This window comes from Paraburkholderia sp. BGA-UO-ETr-F21 (assembly GCF_059567925.1).
Window position 1 is genome coordinate 614,027 of sequence record NZ_JCAQOY010000029.1, and the last position, 14,090, is coordinate 628,116.

Annotated in this window: 13 protein-coding genes; 9 read left to right on the forward strand and 4 right to left on the reverse strand. The window is 63.2% G+C overall.

From position 1 onward, the window contains the following. Positions 1 to 67 precede the first annotated feature (67 nt). The gene (locus AC57B1_RS19180; RefSeq protein WP_496418304.1) at positions 68 to 1,420 is read right to left on the reverse strand and encodes an MFS transporter; all 1,353 of its coding nucleotides are present in this window, start codon (positions 1,418 to 1,420) and stop codon (positions 68 to 70) included. A gap of 102 nt (positions 1,421 to 1,522) precedes the next feature. Further along, positions 1,523 to 1,648 (reverse strand): hypothetical protein, encoded by a 126-nt coding sequence (locus tag AC57B1_RS19185; protein ID WP_496418358.1) that lies wholly within the window; start codon positions 1,646 to 1,648, stop codon positions 1,523 to 1,525. Between the two features lie 252 nt (positions 1,649 to 1,900). Here AC57B1_RS19185 and AC57B1_RS19190 point away from each other — a divergent pair, with 252 nt between their 5' ends. Next, positions 1,901 to 2,272: a hypothetical protein gene (locus AC57B1_RS19190; RefSeq protein WP_496418305.1), complete on the forward strand. Its 372-nt coding sequence runs from the start codon at positions 1,901 to 1,903 to the stop codon at positions 2,270 to 2,272. Positions 2,273 to 2,583: 311 nt separating this feature from the next. Then, complete coding sequence (locus tag AC57B1_RS19195; RefSeq protein ID WP_091794192.1) at positions 2,584 to 2,775, forward strand: DUF2964 family protein; 192 nt, start codon at positions 2,584 to 2,586, stop codon at positions 2,773 to 2,775. Positions 2,776 to 2,981: 206 nt separating this feature from the next. On the opposite strand, the gene AC57B1_RS19200 is transcribed toward AC57B1_RS19195, so the two are convergent. Then, positions 2,982 to 3,848: a LysR substrate-binding domain-containing protein gene (locus tag AC57B1_RS19200; protein ID WP_091794190.1), complete on the reverse strand. Its 867-nt coding sequence runs from the start codon at positions 3,846 to 3,848 to the stop codon at positions 2,982 to 2,984. A gap of 129 nt (positions 3,849 to 3,977) precedes the next feature. Here AC57B1_RS19200 and AC57B1_RS19205 point away from each other — a divergent pair, with 129 nt between their 5' ends. From AC57B1_RS19205 to AC57B1_RS19230, 6 genes are all read left to right on the forward strand, one after another. Then, the gene (locus AC57B1_RS19205; RefSeq protein ID WP_496418306.1) at positions 3,978 to 5,000 is read left to right on the forward strand and encodes an ABC transporter ATP-binding protein; all 1,023 of its coding nucleotides are present in this window, start codon (positions 3,978 to 3,980) and stop codon (positions 4,998 to 5,000) included. Further along, on the forward strand, positions 4,997 to 6,127 hold the full coding sequence (locus AC57B1_RS19210; RefSeq protein WP_496418307.1) for an ABC transporter ATP-binding protein: 1,131 nt from the start codon (positions 4,997 to 4,999) through the stop codon (positions 6,125 to 6,127). The genes AC57B1_RS19205 and AC57B1_RS19210 overlap by 4 nt, the downstream gene beginning before the upstream one ends. 103 nt (positions 6,128 to 6,230) lie before the next feature. Further along, the gene (locus AC57B1_RS19215) at positions 6,231 to 7,733 is read left to right on the forward strand and encodes an ABC transporter substrate-binding protein (protein ID WP_408354842.1); all 1,503 of its coding nucleotides are present in this window, start codon (positions 6,231 to 6,233) and stop codon (positions 7,731 to 7,733) included. Between the two features lie 6 nt (positions 7,734 to 7,739). Further along, positions 7,740 to 8,684, forward strand: a complete 945-nt coding sequence (locus AC57B1_RS19220) for an ABC transporter permease (protein WP_091794182.1) — start codon at positions 7,740 to 7,742, stop codon at positions 8,682 to 8,684. Further along, positions 8,684 to 9,577 (forward strand): ABC transporter permease, encoded by an 894-nt coding sequence (locus AC57B1_RS19225; RefSeq protein WP_496418308.1) that lies wholly within the window; start codon positions 8,684 to 8,686, stop codon positions 9,575 to 9,577. Before AC57B1_RS19220 ends, AC57B1_RS19225 begins: the two co-directional genes overlap by 1 nt. Before the next feature lie 61 nt (positions 9,578 to 9,638). Beyond that, a complete protein-coding gene (locus AC57B1_RS19230) occupies positions 9,639 to 11,276 on the forward strand; it encodes a gamma-glutamyltransferase family protein (RefSeq protein WP_408187073.1) in 1,638 nt (545 codons plus the stop codon). 410 nt (positions 11,277 to 11,686) lie between these two features. Here the strand turns inward: AC57B1_RS19230 and AC57B1_RS19235 are convergent, their stop codons facing one another. Then, the gene (locus AC57B1_RS19235; RefSeq protein ID WP_091794176.1) at positions 11,687 to 12,412 is read right to left on the reverse strand and encodes a FadR/GntR family transcriptional regulator; all 726 of its coding nucleotides are present in this window, start codon (positions 12,410 to 12,412) and stop codon (positions 11,687 to 11,689) included. A gap of 132 nt (positions 12,413 to 12,544) precedes the next feature. On the opposite strand from AC57B1_RS19235, the gene AC57B1_RS19240 reads away from it, so the two are divergent. After that, positions 12,545 to 14,074, forward strand: coding sequence for a UxaA family hydrolase (locus AC57B1_RS19240; protein WP_091794174.1), 1,530 nt, complete (start codon positions 12,545 to 12,547; stop codon positions 14,072 to 14,074). Positions 14,075 to 14,090 lie beyond the last annotated feature (16 nt).

Here is a 14,090-nt window from a genome sequence, read left to right on the forward strand (position 1 = left end):
TGTGGAACGGGCCACGCCTTTCACGGCGTGGCCCGTTCCGTTCCGGTCGCGGCGGAAATAATCGCGTCTAGGGCCGCGCCGCCTCCGCGCCGTCCGCGATGTCAGGTTCCGAAAAACCGGACGACGCTTCGAGCGAAGTGTCGTGATGCAGTAGCAGAACGGCCGCTACCCCGACGAGTCCCGCGCCCGACAGACACAACAGACCCGCGCCGAAGCCGCCGGTGCTGTCCTTGATCCAGCCCATCGCGTAGGGTCCGAAGAAGCCCGCCAGATTGCCGAGCGAGTTGACCGCGGCGATGCCGCCCGCCGCCGCCGCACCCGACAGGAATGCGGCCGGCAGGGTCCAGATCACCGGCAGGCAGCCGAAGATGCCGAACCCGGCGATCGACAGTGCGATCATCTTCTGCACCGGATTGTCGAGCCCGGCCGCCGCGGCGATGCCGCCGGCCGCCACCAGCAGCGCGAACGCCACGTGCCGTTTGCGTTCGAGCTTGCGGTCCGAATGCCGTCCCCAGAACACCATGCTGATCACGCCGACGATATACGGCAGCGACGTCACGAAGCCTGTCTGCAGGTTGGTGAGGCCGAACGATTTGACGATCTGCGGCAGGAAGAAACTCAGCCCGTAGTTGGTTGCGTTCGCACCGAAATAGATCAGTGCGACCGCGAGCACGCGCGGATTGAAGAGCGCTTCTTTCACGCTGAAAGCATGCACGGCTTCGCGATGATCGCGCTCCTGTTTCTGGCGCGCGACCAGCCAGTTGCGCTCGTCTGCGGCGAGCCAGTTCGCGTCGGCAGGCTTGTCGGTCAGGTAGTAGAGCACCGCGAACGCGAGCACCAGCGCGGGCGCCGCCTCGATCAGATAGACCCATTGCCAGCCGGCCAGTCCGGCGAAGCCGTCCATCGACAGCAAGGCGCCCGAAATCGGCCCGCCGATCACGGTGGATAGCGGAATGGCCGCCATGAAGTAGCCGACCACGCGGCCGCGGTACGCGGCGGGGAACCACAAGGTGAGCAGGAAGATGATGCCGGGAAAGAAGCCGGCTTCCGCTACGCCCAGCAAAATGCGCAGGCCGTAAAACACGTGCGCGGCCGAGAGCCCCGTGTAACGCGCAATATCTGGGATATACGCCATCGCGCCCGCGAGAATGCCCCATGTGAACATGATTCGCGCGATCCAGCGGCGCGCGCCGAATTTCTCCAGCAGCAGATTGGACGGCACCTCGAAGAAAAAATAGGCGATGAAGAAGATCCCAGCGCCGAAACCGAAAGCGCTCGCGGAAAAACCGAGCGCCTTGTTCATTTGCAACGCAGCAAAGCCGACGTTGACGCGGTCGAGATAGGCTATGAAATAGCAGAGCATCAGGAACGGCACGAGCCGAACCGTTACGCGTTTCATGGTGCGTGCTTCGAGATCCATCGACTGTCTCCTCCGGTTCATGTCCGGTCTGGTTGGAATGGTGTGGTTACAGACTAGACGCTGAGGTGCGATTGCGGAAGTTTTTTGCGCCCCGCGCCGCGCTCAGGTCCACGGAATGTGGACCTTATCGAGGATGCGATCGAGCTGATATGCCGCGCTGATCAGCGCCAGATGGGTCAAGGCCTGCGGAAAATTACCGAACGCGCTCACACGGGAACCGACAGCCACGACTGTGCCGACCTGTTCGCGTTGGACGGACGGTGCGAGATAACGCGGCCACCCGTTGGCGCGTGCGACGATCCTCCGTCAATAGAACGCGTGACAGGCGGTCGAATTGATGTCGGGTGAGAGCCGAGTGGACTCGCTGTGTGCGATTGTTTAGGCGCAAGCAACAGTGTTTTCAGATGGCGAGGCTGATCTCTTGCGCGCGATTACGGATAATTCGATATCGACTAATCCGTAATGAAGTGCAGGTGACACATGTTCAACTCAGTCTCGGACCACACGCCCGGGCGGGCGGCGGCATTCGGCGCGCTCAACGAGCGATACCCGCTGTCGGGACGCGCGCGCGCCCTTGTCGTGGCCATCGCCGCGTGCGCGAGTCTGATGGGATGCGCCACGTCCAGCGACGTGGTGGCCACCAGCAAGCCCAACACCTATACAGTCGCGGCAAGCGCTACCGGTGGACGCATGGCGTGGGCGCGCGCGCACGAACAGGCGATGAACCAGGCGCGCGATTACTGCGAGCATCGCGGCATGCAAGCCAGCGTGACGACGGAAACCGTCAGCGGCGTGCAAGTGCTGACGGAGCATGGATCGTCCATGAATTTCGAATGTCATCCCAAGTTTTAGGCGTTCAATCAGCGCCGACTCGTGGCGTGGAATTTTCAGCCACCTTAGCAGTCGATCGTCTGCATCTCTGAGTACTCATTCAATCCGAAGAAAGCTTGCGCTGCGCTGAGGCTGCCGCTGCCGCCTTGGATATGAGAGCAGCCAGGCGGTATCCGTATTTACTATTGGCCGATCGCCGCCTACGATAGATTGAGGTTTCGGCTCGACTTCCTGCGCGATTTGTCGTCTTTAGAAAGAGAATAGTGCGAGGTTGGAAGTCTTCCGTTGTTCCTGTGCGTCTTACGGCACCAACCATCTTGCGGGAGAGCGCCATGATTCGCGCCGAACGTCGGATCGTGTTCGCGGCCATCGCGGTGTTCGTCGCGCTCGCCGGCATGGCGATGGTCATTCACGGCGTTCTGTTCGACACCCGCAACGACACCGTGTATGGCGGCGTGTTGCTGGTGATTGGGGTCGCGGTGCTGGCGCTGATGCTGACTCCGCGGCCGTCGGATAAGTCGTGAGTCTTCGTGACGCTTGAGGTAGGCATGCGCGGCGTGCAGTCGCGCGGAATTGTCGCGTCATCGCTGCGAGCGCGTCGGGGATCTGCCTGCCGGTGTGGTCGACGAGCGCGCTCAGATTGCACATCGGTAAACGGTTCAGTTAACCGGCCTCCCGATCACCTTTCTTCACTTCTCGCCAGCCAACCCCACGCGCACAGATGGGCCGCCTAACTACCGTGCAGCGTATCGATAATCGCCTGCGTGATGGCGCGTCTGTCATACGACGCGCGATGGATCATGCCGACCGTGCGCAATACCGGTGAATTCGAAATCGACAGCACGCGTAGCGATGGATCGTTGTGCCAGTTGCCGCGGTGCAGAAGTGGCAGCACCGTGACACCGATATTTTCGCGCACCAGCGCCACGATAGTCTCGATCGAGTTGAGTTCGAGGTACTCGTTGACCGCGAGGCCTGCCGCCTGCAAGGCATGCTCCACGACGCGCCCGGTGCGCACCCGACGGTCGAAGCGCAGAAAGGGGTGGCTGAGCAGGATGCGCTGCGGATCGGTATCGGTGATTTTGCGGCTGGCTATCAGCATCAGCGGCTCCGTGTAGAGCGTCGTCCACTTCAGCGTGTCGGGCAGCGTGATGTCCGCACGCGCAACGATCGCCGCGATATCGACCTCTCCCGCCTCCACCATCTTGGCCAGTTCGTCGGAGCGCGACGATAGCAGCCGCACATCCAGTTGCGGATGGGCGGCCTTCAGCCGCGCGACGACCAGCGACAGCGCGCCGATCACCGATACCACGGCGCCGATCGTCACCGGTCCGACCATCGAATCCGTCGGCGTTCCCTCGAGCTCGGTCAGCAGATCGAAAATCTGCTCGACTTTCGGCCAGATCTCTTGCCCGTGCCGGTTCAATGCGATCTGCCGTCCGCTGCGATCGAACAGCTGGCGGCCGAGTGCCTGTTCGAGCGCGCGCATCTGCAAGCTCACGGCCGCCTGCGTCAGCGCGACGCTCTCGGCCGCGGCGGCGAATGATCCGGTTCGTGCGACGGCCCGGAAGGTTCTCAACATGCGCAGCGTTGGCATTGCCCATCCACAAGAAAAATTTAAGTGTGACCAAGAAATATTAATATTTTCCAACGTAAAGCGCACCAGATAATCGTCCCGGAACGACGCATTGAACAGGACCATTAGTCCGATATGGAGCTTTCAAGCATGCCCGATGCCGACCGTCGACCGGTCCTGGAGGTCCGCGGCTTTTCGTTGAAGTTTTCGCGCGCGGCCGAGGTGCCGAACCTCGTGCACGACGTGTCGTTTTCAGTCGGCCCTGGCGAGACGCTTTGCATCGTCGGTGAATCGGGCTGCGGCAAGAGTGTGACGTCGCTCGCGCTGATGGGTCTGCTCGCAAGCCCGCCTGCGCACCGCGTCGGCGGCACCGCGCACTTCGAAGGCAAGGACCTGTTCTCACTGTCCGAGCGCGATCTGGCCGATATTCGCGGCAACCGGCTGTCGATGATCTTCCAGGAGCCGATGACGTCGCTGAACCCGGCGTTCACCGTCGGCGAGCAGATCGGCGAAAGCATCCGGCGGCATCGCCATGTCGAGCGCGGCCAGGCGCGCGAGCAAGCGCTCGAGATGTTGCGGCTCGTGCGGATCCCGGCGCCGGAAAGCAGGCTGGACGCCTACCCGCATCAGCTTTCCGGCGGCATGCGCCAACGCGTGATGATCGCGATGGCGCTCGCCAATCGCCCGCGCCTGTTGATCGCCGACGAGCCGACCACCGCGCTGGACGTGACGATCCAGGCGCAGGTGCTGTCACTCGTGAAGAATCTGCAAGCCGAGACCGGCACCGCGATGGTGTTGATCACGCATGACCTCGGCGTCGTCGCGGAAGTCGCCGACCATGTCGCGGTGATGTACGCAGGGTGCATCGTCGAATACGGCACGGTCGCCGATCTGTTCGACGACCCGCAACATCCGTACACAATTGGACTAATGGGCGCGATTCCGTCGGTCGGCAAGCGTGAAGGCGCGCTCGCGACGATCCGCGGTTCAGTGCCGTCGCCCGAGATGATGCCGCATGGCTGCCGCTTCGCGCCGCGCTGTCCGTTCGCGGAGCAGCGCTGCATCGACGCCGCGCCGCCCGACAAGGTGATCGACGGTGTGCATCGCGTCGCCTGCTGGCTAGCGCCGGTCGAACAGGTCGCCGCGCCGCTATCACGCAAGGAATTCGCATGACGAGGTTGACTCCAGCAACGCCGCATGCGGACCCGGCGTCGAGTTCGCCGTCGCCGATCATCGAGGCGCGCGCACTGACGAAGCATTTTGGCGGTGCGCGGCATCTCTTCACGCGCACGCCCACTGTTTATGCGGTCAACGACGTGTCGTTCGCGGTCAACGCCGGCGAGACTTTCGCGATCGTCGGCGAATCCGGCTGTGGCAAGTCCACGCTGGGCCGACTCCTGCTCCGTCTGATCGACTCGACAGACGGCCGGGTGTTCTATCAAGGCGTGGACATCACACACCAGCAAGGCGCGCCGCTGCGGCGGCTGCGTCGCGAAATGCAGATCATCTTTCAGGATCCGTTCGCCTCGCTGAATCCGGGCATGACGATCGGTCAGATCGTCGGCGAGCCGATCGCGCTGCACGGGCTCGCGCGCAACGGCGTCGAGCACCGCGAGCGCGTTGCGCAACTGCTGCGCACGGTTGGCCTGCAACCGGCCTATGCGGACCGTTACCCGCACGAATTCTCGGGCGGCCAGCGACAACGGATCGGCATTGCCCGCGCTTTGGCCGGCGAGCCGAAGCTGATCGTCGGCGATGAGCCGGTGTCGGCGCTCGACGTCTCGGTGCAGGCGCAGGTGATCAATCTGCTCGAGACACTGAAACAGAATCTCGGCCTCACGCTGATCATGGTTGCGCATGACCTCGCGGTGATTCGCCATATGAGCGATCGCGTCGCCGTGATGTATCTCGGCGAGATTGTCGAGCTGGCCGACGTCGATGCCCTGTTCGACGCGCCGCTGCATCCGTACACGCAAGCGCTGCTGCGCGCGATTCCGGCGAGCAGCCCGCACGAGCGGCGCGCGAAGCCCGCGTTGTCTGGTGATCTGCCGAGTCCGACTGCGCCGCCGTCCGGTTGCCGTTTTCATACGCGCTGTCCGCACGCGAAGCCGCACTGTGCGCAAGTGCGGCCGGTCAGCGAGCGACTCGAAGACGGACGGCAGGTGGCGTGCCATTTCTGGCGCGAGATCCAGAACGCCGGCGGCGCGCCGCTGCTCACGAGCGTCAGCCCTAAATTGGCCGAACGGCTCGCGATCTACCGCGATCGTCAGGCGACGCTGGCCGCCGCCGGCGGCGATTGAACCACTGCCCGAGATGAAGAGCGAGTGAAGCATCAAGTTGCCGCCGCACCGATGCCCGTTTAGCGCACCATTTTTTGAATTAGAAAAGAAAGGGAAAGTCCTCATGCGAAGAATGTTGATTGCCGCGGCGCTCGCGCTCGGCGCCACTGCTGCGATGGCCCAGACCAGCCAGACGATACGGATCGGCCTGCAGGACGACATCGGTTCGCTCGACCCCGCGCGCAGCGTGCAGCTCGTCGACCGGATCGTGTTTGCGTCGCTGTGCAATTCGCTGGTGGATATCACGCCGGACCTGAAGATCGTGCCGATGCTGGCGACGTCGTGGACGACGAGCGCCGACGGCAAGACGCTGACGTTCAAGCTGCGTCAAGGAGTCAAGTTCCAGGATGACGAGCCGTTCAACGCGGCCGCCGTCAAGGCGAACCTGGACCGCGACCGCACGCTGCCGACGAGCAATCGTAAGAGCGAACTGGCGTCGGTCGATCACGTCGATGTAATCGACGACTACACGGTCGCGATCGCGTTGAAACAGCCGGACGCGGCCCTGCTCGCGACGCTGACCGACCGCGCCGGCATGATGCTCGCGCCGAAGACGCTGGCCGATCCGGCCGGCGTTGCCGCGCATCCGGTGTGTTCGGGCCCGTACAAGTTCGTCCAGCGCGTGCAGAACGATCGCGTCGTGCTCGAAAAATTCCCCGGCTACTGGGACGCCGATAAATACCCGGTCCAGCGCGTGATCTTCCTGCCCATTCCGGACAGCACAGTGCGGCTCGCCAATCTGCGCTCGGGTTCGCTCGACATGCTCGAACGCCTTGCGCCGTCCGATGTCGCGTCGGTCAAGAGCGACGCAAGCGGCAAGTTCGCGCCGGTCAGCGGGTTCGGCTATTACTACGTGACGTTCAATATCGGTAACGGCAAGCGCAGCAACGCGCTGTTGAAAGACAAGCGGGTGCGGCAGGCGTTCGACCTCGCGATCGACCGTGATGCGATCAACCAGGTGATCGGGGCCGGCATCTTCACGCCGGCGAATCAGGCGATCCCGAAGTCGAGCCCGTACTACAACGCGTCGCTGCCAATGCCGCATCGCGACGTCGCGAAAGCGAAGGCGCTACTGAAAGCGGCGGGCCACGAGCATGTCGACATCGAGTTCACTTATCCGAACAACACGGTGTCGAGCCAGATCGTGCAGATGATGCAGGCGATGGTCGGCGAAGCCGGCTTCAACCTGAAGCTGCGGCCGACCGACTACGCGACCGAGCTCAATGCCGCGCACAGCGGCGACTTCGAGGCGATGTACCTCGGCTGGTCGGGCCGCGTCGACCCCGACGGCAACCTGCATCAGTTCAATACGTGCGCCGGCAACCTCAATTACGCGCATTACTGCAACCCTGAAGTCGACCGGTATCTCGACGCCGCGCGCGTGAAACTGACTGCGGCGGACCGCAAAACGGATTACGACGCGGCGTCGAAGCTGCTCGCCGAGGACGATCCGATCGTCTATGTCTATAGCCAGCCCTGGCCGTTCGAGCTGTCGAAGAAGGTGCAAGGCTTCACGCCCTATCCGGACGGCCTGATCCGCCTGCGCGGCGTTAGCATCAAAGGCTGACCGATCATGCTGCGGATCATCGCCAATCGCATGCTGGTCGCCATTCCAACGCTGATTCTCGTGTCGATGCTGATCTTCGGCCTGCAGAAGCTGCTGCCCGGCGATCCGGTGACGGCGATGGCCGGGGAAGATCAGGATCCACAGCTGATCGCGTCGCTGCGCGTCAAGTACCATCTCGACGAGCCGGTGCCGACGCAATACGTTCTATGGGTTCGCGACGTCGTGCACGGCGATCTCGGCGCGTCGCTGCGAACCGATGTGCCGGTGACGTCGCTGATCGCGCAGAAGTTGCCGGTCACGCTGCAACTCGCGGCGATGGCGATGATCTTCGCGATCGGCATCGGTATTCCGGCCGGCGTCATTTCCGCCGCAAGCCGCGGTGGTGCGCTCGATTACGGCGCGAACATTTTCGCGCTGTCTGGCATGTCGATCCCGAACTTCTGGCTCGGGATCATGATGATCTTCATCGTATCGGTGCGCTGGCATTTGCTGCCGTCGTCGGGCTACGTATCGCCGACCGAAGACTTCTGGCTGAGCATCAAGACGATGCTGATGCCCGCGCTGGTGCTCGGCGCGTCGCTCGGCGCGCAGTTGATGCGCCACACGCGCAGCGCAATGCTGAGCGTGCTGCGCACCGACTATATTCGGACCGCGCGCGCCAAAGGGCTGCTGCGCGGCACCGTGGTCGTCAAGCACGCTCTTCGCAACGCGCTGATTCCGATCGTCACCGTGCTCGCGCTGCTGTTCGGCGAACTGCTGGCGGGCGCGGTGCTGACCGAGCAGGTTTTCACGATCCCCGGCTTCGGCAAGCTTATCGTCGATGCCGTGTTCAATCGCGACTACGCGGTCGTGCAGGGCGTCGTGCTCGTCACCGCATTGTGCTTTATCGTCGTGAACCTGTGCGCCGACGTTCTGTACGTCCTCCTCAATCCCCGACTTAGGCGCGGCTGATGGCTACTCCCACAACCCCCGCTCGCGCGCGCGCCGCTTCGCAGGCGGCCGTCTTGCCGCGCCGCAAGCGCCGCGGACTCGCGAAATTCATGCGCAATCGCGCTGCCGTTCTTGGCGCGGCGCTCGTGCTGCTCATCGTCCTGATGGCGCTTTTCGCACCCTGGCTGTCACATTACGACCCGGTGCAGGCGAGCTTCATGACCGTGCGCCAGGCGCCTTCGGCCGCGCATTGGTTCGGCACCGACGAACTTGGCCGCGACGTGTTGAGCCGTCTGCTGTGGGGGGCGCGCGCGTCGCTGCTTGCTGGTGTCGTATCGGTTGGCATTGCGGTCTTGATCGGCGTGCCACTCGGTTTGCTGGCGGGTTACTTCGGCAAGCTCGTCGACGGCGTGATCTCGCGAATCGCCGATGCGTTGTTGTCGATTCCATTCCTGATTCTCGCTATCGCGCTCGCCGCGTTCCTCGGACCAAGCCTGACCAACGCGATGGCCGCGATCGGCATCTCCGCGATGCCGCGCTTCGTCCGCTTGACGCGCGGCCAGGCGATCACCGTGAAGGCCGAGGAATACGTCGAAGGCGCGCGCGCAATCGGTCTCGGCCACGCACGGATCATCATGCGATACATTCTGCCGAACGTGCTGCCGCCGATCATCGTGCAGGCAAGCCTGACGATCGCGACCGCGATCATCGCCGAAGCGAGCCTGTCGTTCCTCGGGCTGGGCCAACTGCCGCCGGCGCCGTCGTGGGGTTCGATGCTCAACACGGCGAAGGACTTTGTCAGTCAGGCGCCGTGGATGTCGATTTTTCCGGGCATCGCAATCTTTCTGGCCGTGCTCGGTTTCAACCTGCTCGGCGACGGTTTGCGCGATGCGCTCGATCCGCGCGAGTCGTAACCGGATTCCATGACCGCTTCGCTGGGCGGCGGCTCCCTCATCACTTTCGTTTGAGTTTGCAATGACACGTTTCAATTGGCAAAACCCGTATCCCACCCCCCGTTTGCCCGTCTTCGCGCGCAATATTGTTTCGACGTCCCATCCGCTTGCCGCACAAGCCGGCCTGCGGATGTTGTGGAAAGGCGGTAACGCCGTCGATGCGGCGATCGCGGCGGCGGCCGCCATCACGGTGGTCGAGCCGGTCTCGTGCGGTCTCGGCAGCGACGCGTTCGCGCTGGTGTGGGACGGCGCGAAGCTGCATGGGCTGAATGCGTCGGGCGTGTCGCCGGCCGCATGGAGTGTCGATTACTTCAAGCGAAAGTACGGTGAGGAAAACGGTCTCGCGAAGCAGCCCAAACGCGGCTGGGATGCGGTGACGGTGCCGGGTGTGATCGCCGGCTGGGAGGCGCTGCATCAGAAGTTCGGGTCGCTGCCGTTTGCGGACCTGATGGAGCCGGCCATCGAGATCGCCGAGCGCGGGCACGCGGTGGCGAGCGTCGTCGCATACAAGTGGGCAGCGGCCGTGCCCGAGTTGAAGGATCAGCCGGGCTTTGCCGACACCTTCATGCCACGCGGCCGCGCGCCGGAAGTGAGTGAACTGGTGCGCTTTCCAGGCCACGCGAAGACGCTGCGCAAACTGGCCGAGCAGGGTCCGCGCGCGTACTACGAAGGCGAGATCGCCGAGCAGATTGCCGCGTTCTCGCGTCAAGGCGGCGGCGCGCTCACAATGGACGACCTGCGCAACTACCGCGCCGACTGGGTCGAGCCGATCAGCAAGGACTATCGCGGTCATACGGTGCACGAGATTCCGCCGAACGGGCAGGGCATCGCCGCGTTGATCGCGCTGGGCATTCTCGAACAGTTCGACATGGGTGCGTTGCCGGTCGACGGCATCGAATCGCAGCACTTGCAGATCGAAGCGATGAAGCTGGCGTTCGCCGATGTCTACCGCTACGTGGCCGATCCGCGTTCGATGGAGGTCACGCCCGAGCAGATGCTCGACGACGCGTACCTGAAGTCGCGCGCCAAACTGATCGATCCGAAGCGCGCCACGCAGTTCGATTTTGGTATGCCGAAAGCGGGCGGCACGATCTATATGTCGGTGGCCGACGAGCGCGGCATGATGGTGAGCTTCATCCAGTCGAACTACATGGGCTTCGGCTCGGGCATCGTCGTGCCGGACGCCGGCATTTCGCTGCAGAACCGCGGCTACGGTTTCTCGATGGATCCGAAATCGGCGAACGTGGTGGAAGGCGGCAAGCGGCCGTTCCATACGATCATCCCCGCTTTCCTGACCCAGCAGGTGGACGGCCGCCAGGAAGCGGTGATGAGCTTCGGCGTGATGGGCGGCGACATGCAGCCGCAAGGGCATCTGCAATCCATCGTACGCATGCTCGACTACGGTCAGCAGCCACAGGCCGCGTGCGACGCGCCGCGCTGGAAGGTCAATCGGGACTTCACAGTCGACGTCGAGGCGACGCTCGATCGGGACACCGTGCGCGCGCTCCAGGCGCTCGGTCATACGATCAAGTCGATTGAGGATCCGTATATGGATTTCGGTTCCGGGCAGTACATCTGGAAGCTCGACCGCAACGACCCCGAGCGCGGTTATGTTGCCGCGAGCGACACCCGGCGCGACGGCCTGGCCGCAGGGTTCTGATCCGGGCAGGTGTCCCGCACGGCAGGGCTCTCGCGGACGGCGATCCGCTCTTCGCGAGAGTGCGGCCTGGAAGAGTGGTATAGCGTCTAGCGGGACGCCCGGAGATCAGTGAACGCATGCCGAAAGCGCAGCGCGGCGTGATGCGCTTCACGATCGACGCGCTTAGTTGCCGTGTGGTGTTTGCGTCATGAGGCTGGCGCGGGTTCGGTCACGGCTCAAGCGGAAGTGATGACGAATGTGCAGCGATAGTCGCAGCGACAAGGTATTTCGCGCGGATTGCCTTCGTGGCGGCTATTGGTCGAACCGACGTGACATGCCTCGCTGCTCGACGCCGGATCTGCCTCGCTTGTGGGGCGTGTATTCAATCAGTACGATAGTGCCGGCGACGGCAACCTTGCCGCTTGTTTGCCTTACGCGCTCGTAGCGGGCATGAACTGCCGCCCAACAAAATCGATGTGCGCGAACATCGCCTGCTGCGCGGCTTCCGGATTGCGTTCACGCACTGCGAGGAAAATCAATTCGTGCTGGCGCATGCGCATGGCGGATTGCACGGCTGCATTCGCGTTGTTCGCGGTGGCGTCGAAGGTGTTCGCGGCGATATGGTCACGCAACATGGTGATCACGCTGGCATAGAACTGCCCGAGCATGCGGTTGTGCGCCGCTGCGGTCAGCGCGGTGTGAAACTCACCGTCCATTCGCGCCTCGGTATCGACATCGTGCCCGATCACCGCATCGTGCATCCGCGCAAGCAGAGACTCCAACCGGCGCAGCTCTTCGGGTGTGGAGCGCTGCGCGGCGAAACGTGCTGCCGCGCACTCAAACACCATTCGGAACTCGAGTGTCTCCTCGCGCAGCGGCGGGTGCTCGGCGACAAGTTGCAGCCACGGCGAAGTCAGTGCGGGAAGCTGCTTCTGCACCACATACACACCGCTACCACGCTTCGCTTCGAGCATCCCCTTGCTGATCAGGTGACGGATCGCCTCACGCACGGTCGGACGCGACACACCAAAATGCTCCGCGAGCACGCGCTCGGCCGGCAGGCGCGCAGATAAAGCCCAAGTGCCGTCAAGCACGTTTTCCTCGATCTGCCGCACAACCTTGTCGAGGATGCCGGATGAAAGTCTGTGAAATCCCATCTCTGCTCCGGCCGAAGTGGCCTGACCAATTTGCGCCGCTCCTGGCAAGAAACGACCATTTGGCAGAACGGGCACATTGAAGAGATGCATCAATCTCGGGTGCGTCCGTCCCCCACGATTCAGGAGAAAAACATGACGGATTCTACTTCACTGGTCATCAGGCTGCATGCGGACGACGACGTCGCGATCGCGCGCGGTCCGATACCTGCGGACACGACGCTCGCCGAGGCCGGCGGCATCGTTACGCGCGACGATATCCCCGGTGCGCACAAGGTTGCGCTGCGCGCGCTGAAAGCCGGCGATCCGGTGCGGCGCTATGGGCAGATCATCGGTTTCGTCACGCAGGATATCCAACCGGGTGCGCACGTGCATACCCAGAACGTGTCGATGGGCGATTTCGCGCGCGATTACGCGTTTGGCAAGGACGTCAAGGCGGTTGCGCCTGCCGGAGAATCGCGGACGTTCATGGGCTTTCGTCGTACCGATGGCCGGGTGGCTACGCGAAACTACATTGGCGTGGTCAGCACGGTCAACTGTTCGGCAACCGTGACCAAGCTCGTCGCGCAGCACTTCTCGGCGCCCGGCAGGCTGGATGCGTATCCGAACGTCGATGGCATCGTGCCGGTCACGCACAGTTTCGGTTGCTGCATTGATCACAATGGCGAAGGCGTGCAGCAATTGCGTCGTACGATTGGTGGCTATATCCGCCACCCGAATTTCGCGGGCGTACTGGTGATCGGGCTCGGCTGTGAAGCGAATCAAATGGGTGCGCTGTTTATCGCGGAAGGTGTCGAGCCGGGTGCAACCATGGTGCCGCTCGTGATCCAGGAGCAGGGCGGTACACAGAAGACCGTCGATGCGGCAATCTCGGCGATCGAGGCGATGCTGCCGGCTGCGAATGAGGTCAAGCGCGAGCCCTTGCCGATCTCCAACCTCAACATCGCACTGCAATGCGGCGGCTCGGACGGTTACTCGGGCATCACGGCGAACCCGGCGCTTGGCGCCGCGGTCGATCTGCTCGTTCAACACGGGGGCACCGCCATCCTCAGTGAGACGCCGGAGATCTATGGTGCTGAGCACCTGCTGACGCGCCGCGCGATTACCGCGGAGGTCGGCGAGAAAATCGTCGAGCGGATCCACTGGTGGGAAAGCTACGCGGAGCGGGAAAAGGGCAGCATCGACAATAACCCGACGCCGGGCAACAAGGCGGGCGGGCTCACCACGATTCTCGAGAAGTCGCTCGGCGCGGTCGCCAAGAGCGGCTCGACGCCGCTGATGGGGGTGTACCGCTATGCCGAGCCAGTCGACACGAAGGGACTCGTGTTCATGGATGCGCCAGGCTACGACCCGATGGGCGCGACTGGCCAGATTGCGAGCGGCGCGAACCTCGTTCTGTTCACAACCGGCCGCGGCTCATGCTTTGGGGCAAAGCCGGCGCCGTCAATCAAGCTCGCGACGAACACGAAGATGTACACACGCATGGTCGACGACATGGACATCAACTGCGGCGACATCATGGATGGCAAGACGACGGTCGAGCAGAAGGGCCGCGAGATCTTCGAGATGATCATCGAAGTCGCATCTGGCGCGCAGAGCAAGAGTGAAGCGCTCGGGGTCGGCAACGAAGAGTTCGTGCCCTGGATGATCGGCGCGCAGATGTGACGCATCCTTGAAGCGA

Excerpts from the sequence above, each read along its gene's own strand:
- AC57B1_RS19240 (WP_091794174.1), top strand. The coding sequence starts at position 12,545 with ATGACGGATTCTACTTCACTGGTCATCAGGCTGCATGCGGACGACGAC.
- AC57B1_RS19180 (WP_496418304.1), bottom strand. The coding sequence starts at position 1,420 with ATGGATCTCGAAGCACGCACCATGAAACGCGTAACGGTTCGGCTCGTG.
- AC57B1_RS19200 (WP_091794190.1), bottom strand. The coding sequence starts at position 3,848 with ATGCCAACGCTGCGCATGTTGAGAACCTTCCGGGCCGTCGCACGAACC.
- AC57B1_RS19230 (WP_408187073.1), top strand. The coding sequence starts at position 9,639 with ATGACACGTTTCAATTGGCAAAACCCGTATCCCACCCCCCGTTTGCCC.
- AC57B1_RS19225 (WP_496418308.1), top strand. The coding sequence starts at position 8,684 with ATGGCTACTCCCACAACCCCCGCTCGCGCGCGCGCCGCTTCGCAGGCG.
- AC57B1_RS19210 (WP_496418307.1), top strand. The coding sequence starts at position 4,997 with ATGACGAGGTTGACTCCAGCAACGCCGCATGCGGACCCGGCGTCGAGT.
- AC57B1_RS19205 (WP_496418306.1), top strand. The coding sequence starts at position 3,978 with ATGCCCGATGCCGACCGTCGACCGGTCCTGGAGGTCCGCGGCTTTTCG.
- AC57B1_RS19215 (WP_408354842.1), top strand. The coding sequence starts at position 6,231 with ATGCGAAGAATGTTGATTGCCGCGGCGCTCGCGCTCGGCGCCACTGCT.
- AC57B1_RS19195 (WP_091794192.1), top strand. The coding sequence starts at position 2,584 with ATGATTCGCGCCGAACGTCGGATCGTGTTCGCGGCCATCGCGGTGTTC.
- AC57B1_RS19235 (WP_091794176.1), bottom strand. The coding sequence starts at position 12,412 with ATGGGATTTCACAGACTTTCATCCGGCATCCTCGACAAGGTTGTGCGG.
- AC57B1_RS19190 (WP_496418305.1), top strand. The coding sequence starts at position 1,901 with ATGTTCAACTCAGTCTCGGACCACACGCCCGGGCGGGCGGCGGCATTC.
- AC57B1_RS19220 (WP_091794182.1), top strand. The coding sequence starts at position 7,740 with ATGCTGCGGATCATCGCCAATCGCATGCTGGTCGCCATTCCAACGCTG.